At 49.4% G+C, this 20,173-nt stretch carries 19 protein-coding genes and 1 other annotated feature; of the genes, 3 read left to right on the top strand and 16 right to left on the bottom strand.

The window, feature by feature from the left end:
• Positions 1-151 precede the first annotated feature (151 nt).
• Positions 152-2,530: a phosphoenolpyruvate synthase gene (gene ppsA / locus DT73_RS11640; RefSeq protein WP_036108574.1), complete on the bottom strand. Its 2,379-nt coding sequence runs from the start codon at positions 2,528-2,530 to the stop codon at positions 152-154.
• 653 nt (positions 2,531-3,183) lie between these two features.
• Here ppsA and DT73_RS11635 point away from each other — a divergent pair.
• Both DT73_RS11635 and DT73_RS11630 read left to right on the top strand, forming a co-directional pair.
• A complete protein-coding gene (locus tag DT73_RS11635; RefSeq protein WP_036108572.1) occupies positions 3,184-4,014 on the top strand; it encodes a pyruvate, water dikinase regulatory protein in 831 nt (276 codons plus the stop codon).
• 114 nt (positions 4,015-4,128) lie between these two features.
• Entirely contained in the window at positions 4,129-5,184 is a 1,056-nt protein-coding gene (locus DT73_RS11630) for a 3-deoxy-7-phosphoheptulonate synthase (protein WP_036108570.1), read from the top strand.
• Between the two features lie 10 nt (positions 5,185-5,194).
• Here the strand turns inward: DT73_RS11630 and DT73_RS11625 are convergent, their stop codons facing one another.
• The 15 genes from DT73_RS11625 to DT73_RS11555 all read right to left on the bottom strand — a co-directional run bounded on the left by DT73_RS11625 (position 5,195) and on the right by DT73_RS11555 (position 19,494).
• On the bottom strand, positions 5,195-6,649 hold the full coding sequence (locus tag DT73_RS11625; protein ID WP_036108568.1) for a protein adenylyltransferase SelO: 1,455 nt from the start codon (positions 6,647-6,649) through the stop codon (positions 5,195-5,197).
• 55 nt (positions 6,650-6,704) lie between these two features.
• Positions 6,705-7,433: an EAL domain-containing protein gene (locus tag DT73_RS25130; protein WP_051691352.1), complete on the bottom strand. Its 729-nt coding sequence runs from the start codon at positions 7,431-7,433 to the stop codon at positions 6,705-6,707.
• A 295-nt stretch (positions 7,434-7,728) separates the two neighbouring features.
• Complete coding sequence (locus tag DT73_RS11615; protein ID WP_036108567.1) at positions 7,729-8,193, bottom strand: NlpC/P60 family protein; 465 nt, start codon at positions 8,191-8,193, stop codon at positions 7,729-7,731.
• A gap of 81 nt (positions 8,194-8,274) precedes the next feature.
• Entirely contained in the window at positions 8,275-9,015 is a 741-nt protein-coding gene (btuD, locus tag DT73_RS11610) for a vitamin B12 ABC transporter ATP-binding protein BtuD (RefSeq protein WP_036108565.1), read from the bottom strand.
• Complete coding sequence (locus tag DT73_RS11605) at positions 9,016-9,567, bottom strand: glutathione peroxidase (protein ID WP_036108562.1); 552 nt, start codon at positions 9,565-9,567, stop codon at positions 9,016-9,018.
• A gap of 11 nt (positions 9,568-9,578) precedes the next feature.
• Entirely contained in the window at positions 9,579-10,562 is a 984-nt protein-coding gene (btuC, locus tag DT73_RS11600; protein ID WP_036108559.1) for a vitamin B12 ABC transporter permease BtuC, read from the bottom strand.
• Between the two features lie 293 nt (positions 10,563-10,855).
• Positions 10,856-11,155, bottom strand: a complete 300-nt coding sequence (gene ihfA, locus DT73_RS11590; RefSeq protein WP_036108549.1) for an integration host factor subunit alpha — start codon at positions 11,153-11,155, stop codon at positions 10,856-10,858.
• 4 nt (positions 11,156-11,159) lie between these two features.
• A complete protein-coding gene (pheT, locus tag DT73_RS11585; RefSeq protein ID WP_036108547.1) occupies positions 11,160-13,547 on the bottom strand; it encodes a phenylalanine--tRNA ligase subunit beta in 2,388 nt (795 codons plus the stop codon).
• 14 nt (positions 13,548-13,561) lie between these two features.
• Entirely contained in the window at positions 13,562-14,545 is a 984-nt protein-coding gene (pheS, locus tag DT73_RS11580) for a phenylalanine--tRNA ligase subunit alpha (protein ID WP_036108544.1), read from the bottom strand.
• A 128-nt stretch (positions 14,546-14,673) separates the two neighbouring features.
• Positions 14,674-14,798 (bottom strand) — a sequence feature (Phe leader region).
• Entirely contained in the window at positions 14,749-14,793 is a 45-nt protein-coding gene (pheM, locus tag DT73_RS26190) for a pheST operon leader peptide PheM (protein WP_106120997.1), read from the bottom strand. (Overlaps the previous feature by 45 nt.)
• 113 nt (positions 14,799-14,911) lie before the next feature.
• Positions 14,912-15,268, bottom strand: coding sequence for a 50S ribosomal protein L20 (gene rplT, locus DT73_RS11575; protein WP_013366084.1), 357 nt, complete (start codon positions 15,266-15,268; stop codon positions 14,912-14,914).
• Positions 15,269-15,427: 159 nt separating this feature from the next.
• A complete protein-coding gene (gene rpmI, locus DT73_RS11570) occupies positions 15,428-15,625 on the bottom strand; it encodes a 50S ribosomal protein L35 (protein ID WP_001124225.1) in 198 nt (65 codons plus the stop codon).
• 90 nt (positions 15,626-15,715) lie between these two features.
• On the bottom strand, positions 15,716-16,258 hold the full coding sequence (infC, locus tag DT73_RS11565) for a translation initiation factor IF-3 (RefSeq protein ID WP_072006946.1): 543 nt from the start codon (positions 16,256-16,258) through the stop codon (positions 15,716-15,718).
• 3 nt (positions 16,259-16,261) lie between these two features.
• Positions 16,262-18,190 carry a threonine--tRNA ligase gene (gene thrS / locus DT73_RS11560; protein WP_036108535.1) on the bottom strand — a complete coding sequence of 643 codons (1,929 nt, stop codon included), beginning with the start codon at positions 18,188-18,190 and terminating at the stop codon, positions 16,262-16,264.
• 434 nt (positions 18,191-18,624) lie between these two features.
• A complete protein-coding gene (locus tag DT73_RS11555; RefSeq protein ID WP_036108533.1) occupies positions 18,625-19,494 on the bottom strand; it encodes a LysR family transcriptional regulator in 870 nt (289 codons plus the stop codon).
• A gap of 115 nt (positions 19,495-19,609) precedes the next feature.
• Here DT73_RS11555 and DT73_RS11550 point away from each other — a divergent pair, with 115 nt between their 5' ends.
• Complete coding sequence (locus DT73_RS11550) at positions 19,610-20,050, top strand: multidrug/biocide efflux PACE transporter (protein ID WP_036108531.1); 441 nt, start codon at positions 19,610-19,612, stop codon at positions 20,048-20,050.
• The last annotated feature ends 123 nt before the right edge of the window (positions 20,051-20,173 follow it).

Here is a 20,173-nt window from a genome sequence, read left to right as displayed (position 1 = left end):
TTCGCAGCAGGCAAGAAACGACAATTGCCGAAATTTATCCGGCTATTATGTTTTTTTGCTTAAAAGGTGTAAGTGTGAAGTGGCGCGAGGTGTGGAAAAGAAAAACGCCATGCAAATGCATGGCGTTTTACATAACAAGACAACGTGGCGGTTACTTGGCAAGTTCAGCCAGATTAAGCCAGGTTTGCACCACTGTGTCCGGGTTAAGTGACAGGCTGTCTATGCCCTGTTCCATCAACCAGGCGGCAAAATCCTCGTGGTCAGAAGGCCCCTGCCCACATATACCGACATATTTACCCTGTTTCTTCGCAGCTTTAATCGCCATAGCGAGCAGCGCTTTCACTGCATCATTACGCTCATCAAACAGCTCAGAAACTACCCCGGAATCCCTGTCCAGGCCAAGAGCCAACTGAGTCATGTCATTTGAACCGATGGAGAAACCATCAAAGTGCTCAAGGAACGCCTCTGCCAGCAGTGCATTTGACGGAATTTCACACATCATTATCACTTTCAGGCCATTATCACCCCGTTTGAGCCCCTGACTTGCCAGCTCCTCAACCACAGCTTTCGCCTGGTCAACGGTGCGAACAAAGGGGATCATCACTTCAACGTTGGTCAGCCCCATCGTATTGCGTACACGCTTGACGGCCTCGCATTCAAGAGCAAAGCATGCTTTGAAATTCGGCGAAACATAGCGCCCGGCGCCACGGAAACCCAGCATCGGGTTTTCTTCATGGGGTTCATAACGTTCTCCCCCCACCAGGTTGGCATACTCATTGGATTTAAAATCAGACAAACGCACAATCACGCGTTTCGGCCAAAACGCAGCGGCAAGAGTGGCAATGCCTTCCGTTAGCCGGCCAACATAAAACTCAACCGGGGAATCATACCCTTTCATAAGCTCACGGATTTCTGCCTGCAATGCAGGTTCTTGCTGATCGAACTCAAGCAATGCCCGCGGGTGCACGCCAATCATACGGTTGATGATAAATTCCAGGCGAGCCAGACCTACACCTTCATTAGGCAGGCAGGCAAAGTCAAACGCCCGGTCCGGGTTACCAACGTTCATCATGATTTTCAAAGGTAAATCAGGCATGGTATCTACACTGGAACTGCTCACGGAGAAATCCAGCAGATCCGAATACACGTAACCGGTGTCACCTTCAGCACAGGATACCGTAACCCGCTGACCATTCTTCAGCCGCTCCGTTGCGTCGCCACAACCCACTACCGCCGGGATCCCCAGTTCACGCGCAATAATTGCTGCGTGGCAGGTCCGCCCGCCACGGTTTGTCACAATCGCGGCGGCCTTCTTCATAATGGGTTCCCAGTCCGGGTCGGTCATATCCGTTACCAGCACATCACCAGCTTCAACCCGGTTCATTTCACTGATATCGTGGATAACCTTGACACTTCCCGCACCAATACGCTGGCCAATTGCACGCCCTTCCACCAGAACATTGCCCTGGGAATGCAGCGTATAACGCTCCATCACTTTGTTACGCGAGCGAACCGTTTCAGGGCGGGCCTGGACAATAAACAATTCACCGGTGTGGCCATCTTTCGCCCATTCAATGTCCATTGGGCGGCCATAGTGCTGCTCAATCAGCAGCGCCTGATGCGCCAGCGCTTCAACTTCTTCACGGCTCAGGCAATAAACCGACTGTTGCTCTGGTGCCACATCTTCAATGCGCACCTGCTTACCATGTTCCTGCGTTTCGCCATAGACCATGCGCACTTTTTTCGACCCCAGGGTGCGGCGTACAATAGCCGGACGCCCTGCATTCAGAGTAGGTTTATGCACATAGAATTCATCAGGGTTGACCGCGCCCTGCACCACCATTTCCCCCAACCCCCAGGCGGCAGTAATAAATACCACCTGGTCGAAACCGGATTCCGTATCAATAGAGAACATCACCCCGGAGGCCGCAAGGTCTGAGCGCACCATGCGTTGCACCCCGGCAGACAAAGCAACACCACGGTGGTCATATCCCTGATGTACCCGGTAGGAAATGGCGCGGTCGTTGAACAACGATGCAAACACATGTTTTACCGCAACCATTACGGCATCAATGCCCTGCACATTCAGGAAAGTTTCTTGTTGCCCGGCAAACGAGGCATCAGGCATATCTTCTGCCGTTGCCGATGAACGAACAGCAAAAGACGCTTTATCGTTATCAGCCGCAAGCTGGGTATACGCACCGCGAATCGCCTCTTCCAGTGCGGGTGGGAAGGGTGTTTCGACAATCCACTGCCGAATTGCAGAGCCTGCTTTTGCAAGTGCCTGCACATCATCTATATCGGTTTCATCCAGCAGAGCATAGATGCGCTGGTTGACACCACTTTGATCCAAAAACTGGTTAAAAGCATCGGCCGTTGTCGCGAACCCATTAGGAACGCAAACCCCCGAACCGGAAAGGTTGGTAATCATCTCACCCAGGGAGGCGTTTTTCCCCCCAACCTTTTCTACGTCGTTCATGCCAAGCTGGTTATACCAAAGAACGAGCGGTGACACACCATGATTGGACATCGAAACAATCCTTTTTTGATTATGAACAGGTACAGAAATAATGGAAATGTTCAGGCTCATTCACTGATCTCTAATCAATCAGATGTTTCTATTGAGTTAGTGACAACACAAACAAAAACATCTTTCCAGAAATCACCAGCCGGACGCTGCTTATTTTGAATGGGCCACAAATTTAGTCTGGCACAATTATTGGAGAGTTAAAAACAGTGAATCGTTCAAGCAAATAAAAAACAATCATTTCAGAACAACCTTAAATAGATGAAATGCCTCAGCTCAGGAAAATAAACAGCCGGTATTATTTGCACGCAAATCAACAGGATAAAAAATGAAACGCATCATTCATTTTTATTAAAAATACCGTTTCTCTTTTATTAAAGCTATAATTAAATTCTCAAAAAACCAGAATAAACAACGATCTATTTATTAGTTACCCTAAGCCTCAACTGTAGCACCCGGGGCTATTCTCATTTGCCCATGACAATTTTTCACATCCCGATTATAGGGTAACCGCTATGAAAACGTTGGCAGGACTATGGTAATGCACTCACCACGCAGCTCCGTGAGGAGTACGAGGAATTTCACGGGAAAAACTCACACCCTGAGAGGTTTTCCTTTATGCTTTATCCTGTAAAAACTACCAGGATACGCAAAGAGTGAATATACCAAACCGACATGTTTTTTATATTTCAGATGGTACTGCAATTACAGCGGAAGTGCTTGGTCATGCGGTAATGTCGCAGTTCCCGGTAAGCGTACACAGTGTAACCCTGCCATTTGTTGAAACAGAACTACGGGCTCGCGCGGTGAAGGAACAAATTGATGCTATTTACCAGCAAACAGGTTGCAGGCCGTTAGTGTTCTATTCCATTGTTTTGCCAGAGATACGCACCATTATTTTGCAAAGTGCAGGCTTCTGCCAGGACATTGTCCAGGCACTCGTCGCACCGCTTCAGCAAGAACTTGAAGTTGACCCGGTGCCAATCGCTCACCGTACACACGGGCTGAACCCGGCTAATCTTGGGAAATACGATGCCCGTATTGCCGCAATTGATTACACGCTGGCTCATGATGACGGTATCTCGATGCGCAACCTCGACCAGGCACAGGTTATTTTGCTGGGCGTGTCGCGTTGTGGGAAAACCCCCACCAGTCTTTATCTGGCAATGCAGTTTGGGATTCGTGCCGCCAACTACCCTTTTATTGCCGATGATATGGATAACCTGCGCCTGCCAGCAGAATTACAGCCTCTGCGTTCGCGCCTGTTTGGCCTTACCATCAACCCCGAGCGGCTGGCCGCTATCCGAGAGGAACGCCGTGAAAACAGCCGCTATGCATCGTTGCGCCAGTGCCGTATGGAAGTCGCGGAGGTCGAAGCGCTTTATCGTAAGCATCAAATCAGGTACATCAACAGTACCAACTATTCCGTGGAAGAAATCGCAACCAAGATCCTTGATTTAATGGGACTGAACAGGCGCATGTACTAACAAGCTAGTTCACTAGTACCCATTATTGTGACATACTGTGGGTTTAACTGCACAGCCAGTTTATCGATTTTGCTGAAGGCGGTATCGCCAACCAGCCCAGTATTGAGATTGTAAATGAATAAAACAGATGAATTGCGCATAGCGCAAATTGGCTTTCTGGTCACACCGGATGAACTTAGCCAGCGTTACCCGGTAACAGAGCCCCTCGCACACCATATTACACATTCCCGCCAACGTATTGAGCGTATCCTCTCTGGTAAGGACTCCCGGTTGCTGGTGATTGTCGGCCCCTGCTCAGTACATTCCCCTGACGCCGCACTGGACTACGCTCGCAGGCTAAAAATTTTGCGTGATCAGTACCAGGATACCCTGGAAGTAGTGATGCGCACCTACTTCGAGAAACCGCGAACTGTCATTGGCTGGAAAGGGTTGATTTCAGACCCGGACCTCAATGGTAGCTGCCGCGTAAATAAAGGCCTTGAACTGGCACGCAAGTTCTTGCATGAGGTCAATCTTATTGGGTTACCTGCAGCAACGGAATTCCTTGATATGGTGGTTGGGCAATATATTGCCGATTTGATCAGTTGGGGAGCCATTGGTGCCCGCACGACAGAAAGCCAGGTACACCGTGAAATGGCTTCAGCGCTGTCCTGCCCGGTTGGTTTTAAAAATGGGACAGACGGTAATACACAAATTGCTATTGATGCCATTCGTGCCGCACGTGCCAGCCATATGTTTTTGTCCCCTGACAAACACGGCAAGATGGTAGTCTACCAAACCAGTGGTAATCCTTACGGGCACATAATTTTACGTGGTGGTAAACAACCCAACTTTTACCCTGAGGATATCGACGCGGCCAGCAGTGCACTGGGAAGTTTCGAATTGCCGCAGCGGTTAGTGGTTGATTTCAGCCATGGGAATTGCCAGAAACAACACCGCCGCCAGTTGGATGTTGCTCAGAATATTTGCCAGCAAATTCGCGACGGTTCAACGGCAATTGCAGGTGTCATGGCTGAGAGCTTTATTGAACCCGGCAACCAGGCGATTGAGCCTGGTAAACCGTTAGTTTATGGCCAGTCCATCACTGACCCGTGCCTGGGCTGGGAAGATACCGAAACACTACTGGCCATGTTGTCCGATGCGGTGAAGCACCGGTTAAACAAACCCTGAAGCCATGCTGTCAGCTTGAACAGCTGACTTCAAGCCGCCTTCCCCAGTCGGGTGGGCGTTTTACATAATCATCCCCCCGGTCAGTGAACGGGTTGCGCAACACAGCAAGCAGGCGATTCATTTCGCCTGCATCACCTTGTTCTGCTGCTTCAATAGCACGTTGTGCCAGCCAGTTACGCAGCACCACGGCCGGATTGACAGCCTGCATCCTGTTCTGGCGTTCAGCATCATCCAGTGGCTCCATCTGTAAGCGCTGCCGGTAACGGGCAAACCACGAATCAAAGGCAGCACGGTCAATAAATTCATCACGCAGTGGTGACAGAGCCGATCCTTTCTCTGTATGGCTGAGTAACCGAAAAGTTCTTGTATAGTCACTCCCTTCCCGGGTCATTAAGCTAAATAACTCCGCCAGAAGAGGGTTATCTTCGGCCTGGACATGAGTGAACCCCAGTTTGGCGCGCATCTGGCTCGCCCAGGCCTGTTGCAAGTGCTGCCCATATGTGTCCAGTACCGTATTCAGTGTATCGGCGCTAATAAAGGGTGACAGCGTCTGCGCCAGGCGTTGCAGGTTCCACAGGCCAACTCCGGGTTGGTTTTCAAACGAATAGCGGCCCTGATAATCAGAATGGTTACAAATAAAACCCGGCTGGTAATCATCCATAAAACCCCAGGGGCCATAATCAATAGTCAGCCCCAGAATCGACATATTATCTGTATTCATCACACCATGAGAAAAACCGCAGCATTGCCATTGCGCAATTAGCCTGGCTGTGCGGGCAACCACGTCCTCAAACCATAACCGCCATTTATCTTGCTCCGGTTCATCCTGCAAATGGGGCCAGTGCCGCGCAACCACGTGCTCAGCAAGCCGCCGGACATTCTCTGGTTCACGCCGGTAATAAAAATGCTCAAAGTGACCAAAGCGCACATGGCTTTCGGCAAGGCGCATCATCATGGCACCTTTTTCAGGCCGCTCCCGGTATACCGGGGTTTCGCTGATAACCATGCTCAGTGCGCGTGTGGAGGGGATCCCGAGATAGTGCATCGCCTCTGAAGCCAGGCATTCACGCACGGTTGAACGAATAACCGCCCGGCCATCACCCATGCGTGAGAATGGCGTTAACCCGGCGCCTTTCAGGTGCCACTCAAGTTGCCGCCCGTCATCCAGTTGCTGTTCGCCCAACAACAGCCCGCGCCCGTCGCCCAGTTGCCCGGCCCAAACACCAAACTGGTGACCGCTGTATACCTGAGCAACCGGCAGCATGCCAGGCAGCAATGCTTCTCCGCCCCACACTCCGGCAGGCCCGCAATAGTTGAATAAATCTTCTGCCAGCCCCAGTTCTGCTGCCAGTTCGCTGTTATGCCATAACAAACGTGCAGACAACAAAGGTTGTGGGGTGACTTGCTGCGAAAAGCCTGGCAATAAATCATGCCAGGCATGGGTAAATACAGGTTGTTCAGCCATAGGCCCTCCTGCCTATAGTGTAGTGGCAGTTGCGCCGGCTAAATACGGGCAATTATCAGGGGTATAAGGGATTACCATACAGCAACAACATCAGGTCCTCTGGTATTACCGGGGGCCAGAGCGCACCCTGCATGGCTGTAACCGGTAAAGGGCGAGTACGGGTAAAACTTTTTTCGTCATCAATACCATTGATGACTAACCCATGGCAGGCAGAACCCACCTGGTTAAGGATGGCGTACATCACTGGAAGGAAAGAAGCCTTTTTAAGGCAAGACTGAACGAACTGCTTATCCAGCATAATGGCATTAAATTGCCGCTGAAAAATCAGCTGTCCTGAAATATGACCAGCACCATAATTTAGTAATGCCAGTAAAAAATGACGCTCAAGTGAGGAAAAAAGATTCGCTAAATAATGGTCGCCAGATGCAATAAATTGCTCTGTTATTCCCAAATGCAGCCCTGGAACACTGGTTAAATAACCGACAAGACTTGTATCCGATAAAATACAACGAGCACTATTTTGCTCAACCGGCATCCATATCACCAGACGATGCTTTAAAAATGCAGACTGGCAACTGCGTAATAATGATACTTTTTCATCCAGAAGCTGGCTGTGCTGGAAGGGAGATAACCTGGTACTGACCAGAGCCTCAGGCATCTGTACGACGCCATCTTCAGTTACAAAGCGGGTGACCAGTTCAACGCCATACAGAGACCCATCGCTCCGCCTGAGTGGCTGGAACAAGCACTGAGAATAGTATGCGCACTCCAGAGTCACGACCATGGCAACAGTTCCACTACCCGGTGGTTTGCTTCATCCTGACTGAAACAGGGACAGAATTCAATCGTGTAACCGGTTTTCTCGCCACCCGCATTCTCCCCTGCAGGCATTCGGTTTTTTGCCGGAATTTGCAGCTAACAGAAGAAGCAGGCATTAAATTGAAGAGTGGCTGGCAGGTAAATAACGAAAAATAGCCACTGAGAACCGCAACCAATAACCCCACATAAGGGTAAATGAAGGACACACAGTATTAGGATTTGTAACCTGAATTAAAAGTGTTTGGATTGCCACGAATGAATTAAATGCGCCTGGCTTGCCAGTATTTCTCTCGCCAATAAACATTATTCAGAGATGAGCGCATAACACCATGGCTACTGGAGGCATGAATGAACTGATTATCGGTATCATAGATACCAACATGTAAACCTTCTTCACCAGAGCCGGTTTTAAAGAAAATCAGATCACCCGGTAATAATTCGTCTTTATCAATACGGGTGCCAATTTGTGCCTGAGCCCTGGTACTACGCGGTAGTTGAAGTGCAAACTGGTCACGAAAAGTTAATTGCACGAATGCTGAGCAATCAATACCTTGCCTGGATATTCCACCATACCGATAAGGTGTTCCCCGCCATTCACTTAATTGTGAATCAAGCCTGGCAATAACCATAATAGGGTCAGATAACTGGCCCGCAGGTGCAGGCGCACGGTGGTGACTGCACCCAACTAATAATAAAGATAACAGGACAAGCCCCCATAGTTTCATGACCGGCTGTTGCCTCCAGGCTATTTTCTACCAGTGTAATGTAGCTCTTCAGTATTTAATTTGGCAAGCATTTCAACTCGTTCAGGAACAAATAAGAACTTTATGGTTATCCACATCAAGCCGCCGAAATGGCAAAGCATAAACAGTATGCAAATGTTCGGGCGTTAACACTTCACTGGCCTTTCCCTGGGCTACAACGTTGCCTTTCAGCATTAACCAAACCTGGTGAGCATGTGCCAGTGAGTAATTAAGATCATGGCTGCTCATAATAATCGCCACCCCTTTTTGGGTGAGCTCATTAAGTAAATGAGTGAGAGCCGATTGCTGGGTAACATCAAGGCTGTTCATTGGTTCATCGAGCAATAACAGCCTGCCAGCCGGATTAATATCCGGGTGGATCTGAGCGATAACGGCAGCCAGACGCACCCGCTGCCATTCACCGCCCGATAGATTAGCAACTTGCCGCGGCAATTTGTCTGCCAGCCACAATGCATCAATAACCGGAGCCAGTTTTTCCAAAGGGGCGCCATGAGCATGCAGTAACAGGTAGTGCCAGACTGGCATCGCAAACGGGGGAACTTGCTGTTGCGGCAACCATGAGCGCAGCATTCCAAGTTCAGGGCCGGACCAGGCAGATACAGACTGCCCGGCCAGTTTTACATCACCCGGCCCTTCGCTCATACCGGAAATACGAGCAAGGAGAGTGCTTTTCCCTGCGCCATTTGGCCCCACCAGATGCAACCAACATCCCGGTGCAACCCCGGCAGATATTGGTGACAGCCGGCCTTTTTCCGCTACATGGTTTAACGACAGCAGTGACATCTATTGTTCCAGAGCACGTTCAATTGCAGCTACCAGTTCTGGCGCATCGGGCAGCATATCGGGAGAGAAGCGCCCGGCCACTTTACCTTGCCGGTCAACCAGGAATTTTTCAAAGTTCCACAAAATATCACCGGGCTGTTTTGGTGCCCGCCCTTTACTGGCCATTCGATCATAAAAACCGCTGCCTTGTGGTGCCTGAGCCACAGGAGCCAGAGCAATCAGCTTTTGGTACAACGGATGGCGACGCTCACCGTTAACTTCAATTTTGCTGAACATGGGAAAGGTGACACCATATGTGGTGCTGCAGAAGGCCTGAATCTCTTGTTCACTGCCAGGTTCCTGTTCCAGAAACTGGTTACACGGGAACCCCAGTACAGTAAACCCCTGGTCTGCATACCGTTTTTGTAAGGCTTCCAACTGCTCATATTGCGGTGTTAAACCACATTTTGATGCGACATTCACAATCAGCAAGACTTTCCCTTGCCAGGCAGTTAGCGTGCCGGGCTGCCCATCTATAGTTACGACATCAGTAGTAAGAACATCAGCCTGCATCGTTTTCTCCTTTATTCATGCCTGACTTTTAAAAGTAGCCAGATAAACAGGGGCGCGCCGAGTGACGCAGTGACAACACCAACAGGTAATTCGGCTGAAGCCAGTACCAGGCGGGCCACCATATCTGCAATTAACAATAACACGCCTCCCGCAAGTGCGCTGGCGGGAAGCAAGGTTTTATGGTCTGTTATGCCGCAAAGGCGTAACAAGTGAGGGATAACCAGACCAATAAACCCAATGGACCCGGCCAAAGCCACGCTGGCTCCTACCAGCCAGCCAGTCGCGACCACTAATACCCAGCGCCAGCGATGCAAAGCCAGCCCCAGTTGCCTGGCCGGAGTTTCGCCCAGCGCCAGCATATTCAAAGGCCGCCACTGGCGTATTACCCACCACAGCACGGGTACTATCGCCAGCATGAAGCCTTTTGCCCGCCAGTCAACACCACCAAATCCGCCCATCATCCAGTACATTAACTGACGCAGGTCAGCACTGGTTGTGAAATAAACAGCCCAGGTCATTAGTGCACTGCAAATGATACTCAGGGCAACACCCGCCAGTAATAAACGGCTGGTAGTGAGCCGCCGCCGGGCAAACCGCAACAACAATAATGTGATGAGCAGAGCCCCCACCATGGAACTGATTCCCAGAACCCAGTCAGGCATATGCCCCTGCCCTAACAGCATTGCAGACACTAACCCCAGGCCTGCTCCATTTGAAACCCCCAGTAAACCGGGCTCGGCAAGTGGGTTATCAAATAATGCCTGCATCATTGTGCCAGAAACGGCCAGTGCAGCCCCTGTAAGTACAACAGCAACCATGCGTGGTAACCGAATTTGCCAGACAAACAGCGTGTTATCTGCAGATAACCAGTGCCATGGCGATATCCAGCGCTCACCGCTGGACAAACTGATAACAGCCACAACCAACAGGACACTTAGCAAACCGGCCAGTACGTAACGCGCCCGCCGCTGTTGCTGCTCAACTAATGAGTGCATGTGCAAAAAAACGTTCCCAGTGAATAACCTGCCATGATTCTACGTGTTCACAGAATACAGGTGAAGCCTGCCGGGCTCTGTTATCGTGTTTTAAGCTTTTTTTGCGCGCCTGCCCGCAACCGACTAACGCGAGCGGGAAAAGCACCGATTCAACACTGTAATGCGGATAAATTATTTTGCACGATGCATTTGAACGTGAGGCGTTATTGGTGGATGCCTGTAACGCACCATGTGGGATAATTGCAGGCAAAGAAAAAGGCCGGTAAAAACCGGCCTTTTTAAAACATGTCAGATTAGTCGTTCTGGGGGGTTGCATTCTCCACTCGGCTTTTTAACTTCTGGCCGGGGCGGAACGTAACAACGCGACGGGCGGTGATAGGAATATCCTCTCCCGTTTTGGGGTTACGCCCCGGGCGTTGGTTTTTGTCCCGCAGGTCAAAGTTACCAAAGCCGGAGAGTTTAACCTGTTCGCCATTCTCCAGAGCGCGACGGATCTCTTCGAAAAACAGCTCAACAAGCTCTTTGGCATCCCGCTTGCTAAGCCCAAGCTTATCAAACAGATATTCTGACATTTCAGCTTTTGTAAGCGCCATAGGTTCAATCCCTCAATGATGCCTGGAATCGCTCTTTTAATGCCGCCACACATTTTGCAACGGTAGCAGCAATCTCCTCTTCTTCCAGTGTACGGTTGGTATCCTGAAGAGTCAGGCTGATAGCAAGGCTCTTATAACCCTCTGCCACACCCTTACCGCGGTACACGTCAAATAAGTTTACGCCAACTACCTGATTTACGCCAACTTTCTTACACTCTGCCAGAATATCTGCTGCAGGCACGTTTTCAGCTACCACAACAGCGATATCTCGCCGGTTCGCAGGGAAGCGTGAAACCCCCTGAGATTGAGGCACGGCGCGGTCTGCGAGCTTGTTCCACAACAATTCAAACACCAGTGTGCGGCCGTTCAAATCAAGTTTACGTTCCAGCTCAGGATGAACAACACCAATAAATCCAACATAATCACCGTGTAAATAAATTGCAGCACTCTGCCCCGGATGCAGGGCTGAATGCCGTTCTGCCCGAAATTCAATTTCAGACAATTTACCGGTAAGTTCGAACAGTGATTCCAAATCACCTTTGAGATCGTAAAAATCGACACTGCCTTTTACCAGATCCCAGTGTTCTTCATTACGGTTGCCACAGATTGCGCCAGCCAGCATAACATCCTGACGGATCCCCAGGTCTGCCTGTGTATCAGGGACAAACCGCAAACCGGTTTCAAAAATACGCGCACGGTTTTGCTGGCGGTTCTGGTTATACACCAGGGTGCTGAGCAGGCCGGTTAATAAAGAGAGGCGCATCGCTGACATATCGGCTGAAATCGGATTAGGCAGAATCAGTGCGTCTTCACCCGGGTGCAGCATTTGCTGAATTTTTGGGTCAACAAAACTGTAGGTGATCACTTCCTGGTAGCCTTTATCCACCAGCAACGTTTTCACTCGTTTCATTGACAGATTCGCTTCACGATGCTCACCCATAATCAGGGATGCATTGACTGGCTCGTCCGGAATACTGTTGTAACCATAAATACGGGCAACTTCTTCAACCAGGTCTTCTTCAATTTCCATATCAAAACGCCATGATGGCGCAACAGCCTGCCACTGGCCTTCAGATTCAGTTACCTGGCAACCCAGACGGCGCAAAATATCTCCGACCTGCTCATCCGGCACATGGTGACCAATCAGGCGATCCAGTTTGCTACGACGTAAAGTAATCGTCGCTGGCTGTGGCAATTTGTCCTGTGCAGTGACATCAATTACCGGGCCGGCCTGACCACCACACACTGCCAGTAACAGCGCTGTCGCACGTTCCATGGCTTTATACTGCAGTTGTGGGTCAACGCCACGCTCATAACGGTGAGATGCATCTGTATGCAAGCCATAGCGGCGGGCACGGCCAGTAATTGCCAGTGGATTAAACCAGGCACACTCCAGCAAAACATCCTGGGTTTCACTGTTCACGCCAGAGTGCTCACCACCGAAGATCCCGCCCATTGCCAGTGCCTTGCTCTGGTCAGCAATAACCAGAGTATCACTGTTGAGTTTCGCTTCTGTGCCATCAAGCAGTACCAGGCTTTCATCTTGTTTAGCCATACGCACCACAATACCACCGTCGATCCGGTTAAGATCAAACGCATGCATTGGCTGGCCCAGTTCAAGCAGCACGTAGTTGGTCACGTCAACAACGGCATCAATAGAGCGAATACCGCAACGGCGCAATTTTTCACGCATCCACAATGGTGATGATGCAGCGACATTAATACCTTTAATCACACGCCCAAGGTAGCGTGGGCAGGCATCAGTAGCTTCAACAGTAATCGGGAAAGAATCTGCAATGCTTGCAGCCACGGGCGTAATGTCTGGTTCAGTAACCGGTAATTGGTTCAGTACCGCTACATCACGGGCCACACCTGCAATACTCAGGCAATCGGCACGGTTCGGCGTCACACTGATTTCAATGGCAACATCGTCAAGCTTCAGGTAGTCACGCACAGGCGTACCAGGCTGAGCATCAGTTGGCAATTCGATAATACCGCTGTGGTCTTCTGAAATACCCAGTTCGGAATAAGAACACAGCATCCCTTCTGAAGGTTCACCGCGTAATTTTGCAGCTTTGATTTTAAAGTCGCCCGGCAATACTGCACCCACGGTTGCCACCGCAACGCGCAGGCCCTGACGGCAGTTCGGCGCGCCACAAACGATATCAAGCAAGCGTTCGCCGCCAACATTCACTTTTGTAACCCGCAGCTTATCAGCATTGGGATGCTGGCCGCATTCCACAACTTCACCAACCACGACGCCAGTAAATGCTCCCGCAACAGCCTCAACACCATCCACTTCGAGACCTGCCATGGTTATCTGACCGGCAAGCGCGTCACTGTCTAGTGCCGGGTTAACCCATTCGCGTAACCAAAGTTCACTGAATTTCATTGCAGAGTCCCGCCTTATTTAAACTGTTTGAGGAAACGTAAATCGTTTTCGAAGAATGAACGCAAGTCAGTTACGCCATAGCGCAACATGGTCAAACGCTCCATCCCCATGCCGAACGCGAAGCCGGAATAGACTTCTGGATCAATGCCCACATTCCGTAAAACGTTCGGGTGCACCATGCCGCAACCCAGCACTTCAAGCCATTTACCATTTTTACCCATTACATCCACTTCGGCAGAAGGTTCAGTGAACGGGAAATAAGACGGGCGGAAACGAATTTGCAGGTCTTCCTCAAAAAAGTTACGCAAGAAATCATGCAGCGTACCTTTCAGATTGGTAAAGCTGATGTTCTTATCGACAATCAACCCTTCCATTTGGTGGAACATCGGCGTGTGAGTCTGATCGTAATCATTACGGTATACACGGCCAGGCGCAATGATACGAATCGGCGGCTGTTGGTTTTCCATAGTACGGATCTGCACACCAGATGTTTGTGTACGCAACAGACGCGTTGCGTCAAACCAGAAAGTGTCGTGGTCAGCACGTGCCGGGTGGTGACCCGGAATGTTCAGGGCATCGAAGTTGTGGTAGTCATCTTCAATTTCCGGGCCGGTTGCCACGGTAAAGCCCAGCTCACCGAAGAAACTTTCAATGCGGTCAATCGTGCGGGTTACCGGATGCAGCCCGCCATTTTCAATACGCCGCCCCGGTAAGGTCACATCAATAGTTTCTGCGGCCAGGCGGACATTTAATGCTTCGCTTTCCAGAAAATCTTTGCGTGCATTAAGTGCCTGCTGAACCTGTTCTTTGGCTTCGTTGATTACCGCGCCAGCTGCAGGGCGTTCTTCGGGGGGAAGTTCACGCAGGGTTGTCATTTGGAGGGTCAGGTGCCCTTTCTTGCCCAGATATTCAACGCGTACATTATCTAACGCGGCGACATCCTGGGCATCGTTTATGGCTGCCTTTGCACTTGCAACCAGCTCTGCGAGATGTGGCATGGTATTCCTCTTGTGCCGGCACAATTGCCGGAGTAGTTAGTCTCGGTTCGAAAACGACAAGCCTTAGCCTTTATTTACCCGGCCATCATAATGCTGTTCAAAAGCCTGGCAAAGGGGCCGGAAAAGGTAAAAAAAAAGCCTCCAGCTGGAGGCTTTTAGCGCTTATTTTCCGTTTCTTTTCTTACGCGCAAAGCCCCCCTGAATCAGGCGCTAAAGTAAAAAAAGAAGCGGAAAATAGCAGCATTCATGCTTGCAGTTACCTTTTTAGTCAGGTGTAACGGTTCTATTCAACTGATTTTGTTGCGAAATGTCAATCCCGTTTGCAACAAATGAAAAGAGGGAGCATACGCTCCCTCTCCATCTGGCTTACGCCAGAGCTGCTTTCGCTTTTTCAACCAGTGCAGTGAATGCCACTTTGTCGAATACAGCGATATCAGCCAGGATCTTACGGTCGATTTCAACAGAAGCCTTTTTCAGGCCGTTGATGAATTTGCTGTAAGAAATACCGTTCTGACGTGCTGCTGCGTTGATACGTGCAATCCACAGTTGACGGAACTGACGCTTTTTCTGACGACGGTCACGATAAGCGTACTGACCTGCTTTGATAACAGCCTGGAAGGCAACGCGGTATACGCGAGAACGCGCACCGTAGTAACCTTTAGCTTGTTTCAAAATTTTCTTATGACGTGCACGTGCAATCACACCACGTTTTACGCGAGCCATGGCTCTCTCCTGTATCTATATTCTGTAAGCCCGGTTTACATATTCACTCGGCCAGACTAATTCTCTTCCTGCAGACTATTGTCTGAACAGACCGGGAATCAGTGACTGTTACCGGAAAACACCAACCTGTTGGGCGATAAAAAGTTTAAAGTTAACGACTTATGCGTACGGCAGGCACGCAATTACCAGACCCAGATCGCCTTTGGAAACCATGGCTTTCGGACGCAGGTGACGTTTACGTTTGGTCGCTTTTTTAGTCAGAATATGACGCAGGTTAGCGTGCTTATGCTTAAAGCCACCTTTACCGGTTTTTTTGAAGCGCTTAGCAGCACCGCGTACGGTCTTAATTTTTGGCATCTTTTTACTTCCACTTCGCATTGTTAATAAATGAAACAAAGGCGAACCGGGCCAGCGGAGCAAGCTCTACCGGCCTGGTTACTTGGTAGCCTACTGTTTCTTCTTCGGCGCAAGCACCATAATCATCTGGCGGCCTTCGATCTTCGTTGGGAAGGATTCGACTACTGCCAGTTCATTCAGATCGTCTTTCACGCGGTTAAGCACTTCCATACCGATCTGTTGGTGTGCCATTTCACGCCCACGGAAACGCAGGGTGATTTTAGCTTTGTCGCCATCTTCGAGAAAGCGAATCAGGCTGCGGAGTTTTACCTGATAGTCACCTTCATCAGTACCAGGACGGAATTTAATTTCCTTAACCTGGATAACTTTCTGCTTTTTCTTCTGTTCCTTAGAAGACTTACTCTTTTCATAGAGGAATTTGCCGTAATCCATAATACGGCAAACTGGCGGCTCGGCGTTAGGGCTGATCTCTACTAAGTCGGCTCCGGCTTCTTCAGCTTTTTCCAGAGCTTCTCTCAGACTCACTACACCAATCTGCTCGCCATCGATGTCTGTTAAGCGAACTTCCTGAGCGCGAATCTCGCCATTAATACGATTCGGACGCGCCGTTTGAACTCGTTTTCCGCCTTTAATACCTTATTCCTCCATTTGATGAAGACTGCGGCTGCGAATTTCTTGTTGCAGCTTCTCGATCACTTCATTTACGTCCAGACTGCCAAGGTCTTTACCACGGCGGGTACGAACGGCCACTTTGCCAGCTTCGACCTCTTTATCACCGCAGACCAACATATAGGGCACCCGACGTAAAGTGTGCTCGCGGATTTTAAAGCCAATCTTCTCGTTTCTCAAGTCTGCTTTTACACGAATGCCCGCATTTTGCAATTTTCGGGTCAATTCGTTCACATATTCTGCCTGTCCGTCAGTAATATTCATAACGACAACCTGAACAGGAGCCAGCCATGTTGGGAAGAAACCGGCGAACTCTTCAGTCAGAATACCAATAAAGCGTTCCATTGAACCCAGAATTGCACGGTGAATCATTACCGGCACCTGGCGTTCGTTATTTTCACCCACGTAAGATGCACTCAAACGAGATGGCAAGGAGAAGTCCAGTTGGACAGTACCACATTGCCAGGCACGATCGAGGCAATCGTACAGGGTAAATTCAATTTTCGGCCCGTAAAACGCGCCTTCACCCGGTTGATACTCAAACGGGATCTTATTTTCTTCAAGTGCTACAGCAAGGTCTGCTTCAGCCCGGTCCCACATTTCATCGGTACCAATGCGTTTCTCAGGGCGAGTAGACAGCTTAACGACGATTTTTTCAAAACCGAAGGTGCTGTACATATCGTAGACCATACGAATACAGCTGTTTACTTCATCACGCACCTGCTCTTCCGTACAGAAGATATGTGCGTCATCCTGAGTAAAGCCACGCACACGCATCAGGCCGTGTAGCGCACCAGAAGGCTCATTACGGTGGCAACTACCAAACTCAGCCATACGCAATGGCAAATCACGGTAAGATTTCAAACCCTGATTAAAAATTTGCACATGGCCCGGGCAGTTCATTGGCTTAATGCAATATTCACGGTTTTCTGAAGAAGTGGTAAACATGGCATCTTTATAGTTGTCCCAGTGCCCGGTTCTTTCCCACAGCACGCGGTCCATCATAAATGGCCCTTTCACTTCCTGATACTGGTACTCTTTCAGCTTAGAGCGAACAAAGGTTTCCAGTTCACGGAAAACTGTCCAGCCGTCATTATGCCAGAACACCATACCAGGTGCTTCTTCCTGCATATGATACAGGTCCAGTTGCTTACCAATCTTACGGTGGTCACGTTTTGCCGCTTCTTCCAGGCGTTGCAGATAAGAATTTAATTGTTTCTTATCTGGCCAGGCGGTGCCGTAAATACGTTGCAACATTTTATTATTGCTGTCGCCGCGCCAGTATGCCCCTGCCGTTTTCATCAGTTTAAAATAATGGCAGAAACGCATATTTGGCACATGCGGCCCACGGCACATGTCAATATATTCTTCATGATGATAAAGCCCAGGCCTGTCATCATGACTGATGTTCTCATCAAGAATAGCGACTTTGTAGCTTTCGCCACGATCAACAAATGCCTGGCGTGCTTCGGCCCATGACACTTTCTTCTTAATGACGTCGTAATTCTTCTCTGCCAGCTCGTGCATACGCTTTTCCAGCTGGTCAATATCTTCCTGAGTCAGGGTATGGTCCAGATCAACATCATAGTAGAAACCATTGTCGATTACCGGGCCAATAGCCATTTTTGTTTTAGGCCACAGTTGCTTGATGGCATGCCCCAATAAGTGAGCACAAGAGTGGCGAATGATTTCAAGCCCCTCAGCATCTTTTGCGGTAATGATAGCCAGGGTTGCGTCGTTTTCAATCAAATCGCACGCATCAACCAGTTCACCATTTACCCGCCCGGCGACACAGGCTTTCGCCAGGCCAGGACCGATATCCAGCGCAACATCCAGTGGACTTACAGCATGGTCAAAACTACGTTGACTGCCATCAGGAAGCGTAATTACAGGCATTCTAATTCCTTAATTTGCAGTGGTGACCCACACGAAAGATCACATACAAACAAAAATTCATTAATTTTCATAAAATTACGTGCATATCTGGCCAACAATTGCCAAATAAGTACACTCTCGAACATATTTTAAAGCATTAGCAGAAGACAGATTTAAAATACGCCAGCGGATGGTAACACTATCAATAAGATGAATCACCCCTTTGTTTCCCCACGAAATCGTGATCTCCTGGGGAGCCAGTTATATGGATTGCTTATCAAAGGTAATAAATGATGTATTTTGGGAACCAAAAGACTGTTTTGAGCCAGTCTGTTCAGGCAGGAGTACGCCCACCGCTTTTCTAAATCGGGTATGGGAATGCCAGCAGCCACTTAATAAAACAATGTCTGAACCCGGGCTGATACACCAAACCCTGTTCACTTCTGCGTATGATTTTAGTCGTTGCGATTCAGCAAATATTCCCTTAACCAACGCCCCGCCACTCCGGGTGGCGCATTTTTATTCCACACGACATCAACAGACAGAGCTCTGGGCCAGCCAGTAACAGGTAGTGCCACCAGTTTGCCGTCGCCCGCGAATTCATCTACCAGCGCACAGGGCAGCATACACCAGCCAAACCCCTGAACCGCCATACTCAGCAGTAATAAATAGTTTGGTGCAGACCAAACAGGCCCACGCCCGGCATTGCCACCTCTGTCGATATAAGTGGTTAGCCGTAACTCCCGCCAGGCAGGTAGCTCATCAAACACCAGGCTCTCACGCATTGCCAGTGGGTGCCCGGGGGCAGCATAAATTCCCATATAACTCAGTAAAGGCATACGGCTGGCACCGATAACATGAGGATAATGGTCGCGTGCTTCCATCAAACCAATATGCGCTCTTTCTGTTTGCAATAAATCAATGACATCTTCGTTCTCACCAATCAGGCATTCAAATTCAGTGTGAGGGAAATGTTCAGCAAACCCGGACAGTAAATTTTCAAGAACATCAGCATCCAGCGTGTCGGAGAGCACAAATGACAATTTTGCTTCCGTTTCTGCTACCAATGACACCGCAAGATCATCCAGGCGGTTACTCGCGGCAAGAATAGCCTGAACATAGCTCAACACCTGCTCACCCTGTTGTGTCAAAACTGGCTGCCTTGCTGAACGGTCGAATAACGTGATACCCAGGTCTGTTTCTAAATTTGCCACGGCAGTGCTGACTGTTGACTGGCTCTTTCGCAGACGCCGTGCCGCAGCAGAAAATGAACCTGCCGAGACAGTTTCGACAAAGGCAAGAAGGGCTTCCGGGGAATAGCGCATAATGTATCGATTTTCCAGATGGTATCTATCTTTATTTTATCTTAAATACCGATAGTATCGCCAGTCATCGCGTCACACATCCGTGTTGATTATCGTAATGACAAGGAAAATGGATATGAAAAAAGTCAATGCTGTACACCGAACTCTCCCAGAGCGATTGCTGCACGCTATCTGTTTCGAAGGGTTGGCAACGGTAATACTCGCACCACTGGCGGCCTGGATAATGCAACGTGAACTGTTTGAAATGGGGATGCTTTCTCTACTCCTGGCGACTGCAGCTATGCTGTGGAATATCGTTTATAACGCGGTGTTTGATATTTTCATGCCTCATAATCAAACGGCCAGGACATTGAAAATACGCCTTATTCATGCATCCGGATTTGAAGGCGGGTTTCTGATAATTGGCGTTGCTCTCGCTGCTTTTTTTCTCAGTACGACACTCCTGAACGCATTTCTTCTTGAGGCCGGTTTTTTACTGTTCTTTTTGCCCTATACACTTTTCTATAACTGGGGTTATGACACACTACGAGCGCGTTTTATCGGGCTGCACGTGTAGTCCTTCAATTACCCGCCGAGCCCGGGCAAGCCGGGCCAGATGCAGGAATCAGTGCAACGCACAACTGTTATAGAATAAAGCCCCGTTTTGCAAATATAAGCTATGATATTCTGTGAGGTGTTT

It is taken from the genome of Mangrovibacter sp. MFB070, from assembly GCF_000705335.1.
Lineage (GTDB): Bacteria > Pseudomonadota > Gammaproteobacteria > Enterobacterales > Enterobacteriaceae > Mangrovibacter > Mangrovibacter plantisponsor.
Note: the sequence above shows the minus strand (reverse complement) of the source record. Positions and strands in the feature narration are given on the sequence as shown.

Bases quoted from the DNA above. Each gene is read 5' to 3' on its own strand.
- ppsA (WP_036108574.1), bottom strand. From the start codon at position 2,530: ATGTCCAATCATGGTGTGTCACCGCTCGTTCTTTGGTATAACCAGCTT.
- DT73_RS11630 (WP_036108570.1), top strand. From the start codon at position 4,129: ATGAATAAAACAGATGAATTGCGCATAGCGCAAATTGGCTTTCTGGTC.
- DT73_RS11625 (WP_036108568.1), bottom strand. From the start codon at position 6,649: ATGGCTGAACAACCTGTATTTACCCATGCCTGGCATGATTTATTGCCA.
- DT73_RS25130 (WP_051691352.1), bottom strand. From the start codon at position 7,433: ATGGTCGTGACTCTGGAGTGCGCATACTATTCTCAGTGCTTGTTCCAG.
- DT73_RS11615 (WP_036108567.1), bottom strand. From the start codon at position 8,193: ATGAAACTATGGGGGCTTGTCCTGTTATCTTTATTATTAGTTGGGTGC.
- btuD (WP_036108565.1), bottom strand. From the start codon at position 9,015: ATGTCACTGCTGTCGTTAAACCATGTAGCGGAAAAAGGCCGGCTGTCA.
- DT73_RS11605 (WP_036108562.1), bottom strand. From the start codon at position 9,567: ATGCAGGCTGATGTTCTTACTACTGATGTCGTAACTATAGATGGGCAG.
- btuC (WP_036108559.1), bottom strand. From the start codon at position 10,562: ATGCACTCATTAGTTGAGCAGCAACAGCGGCGGGCGCGTTACGTACTG.
- ihfA (WP_036108549.1), bottom strand. From the start codon at position 11,155: ATGGCGCTTACAAAAGCTGAAATGTCAGAATATCTGTTTGATAAGCTT.
- pheT (WP_036108547.1), bottom strand. From the start codon at position 13,547: ATGAAATTCAGTGAACTTTGGTTACGCGAATGGGTTAACCCGGCACTA.
- pheS (WP_036108544.1), bottom strand. From the start codon at position 14,545: ATGCCACATCTCGCAGAGCTGGTTGCAAGTGCAAAGGCAGCCATAAAC.
- rplT (WP_013366084.1), bottom strand. From the start codon at position 15,268: ATGGCTCGCGTAAAACGTGGTGTGATTGCACGTGCACGTCATAAGAAA.
- rpmI (WP_001124225.1), bottom strand. From the start codon at position 15,625: ATGCCAAAAATTAAGACCGTACGCGGTGCTGCTAAGCGCTTCAAAAAA.
- thrS (WP_036108535.1), bottom strand. From the start codon at position 18,190: ATGCCTGTAATTACGCTTCCTGATGGCAGTCAACGTAGTTTTGACCAT.
- DT73_RS11555 (WP_036108533.1), bottom strand. From the start codon at position 19,494: ATGCGCTATTCCCCGGAAGCCCTTCTTGCCTTTGTCGAAACTGTCTCG.
- DT73_RS11550 (WP_036108531.1), top strand. From the start codon at position 19,610: ATGAAAAAAGTCAATGCTGTACACCGAACTCTCCCAGAGCGATTGCTG.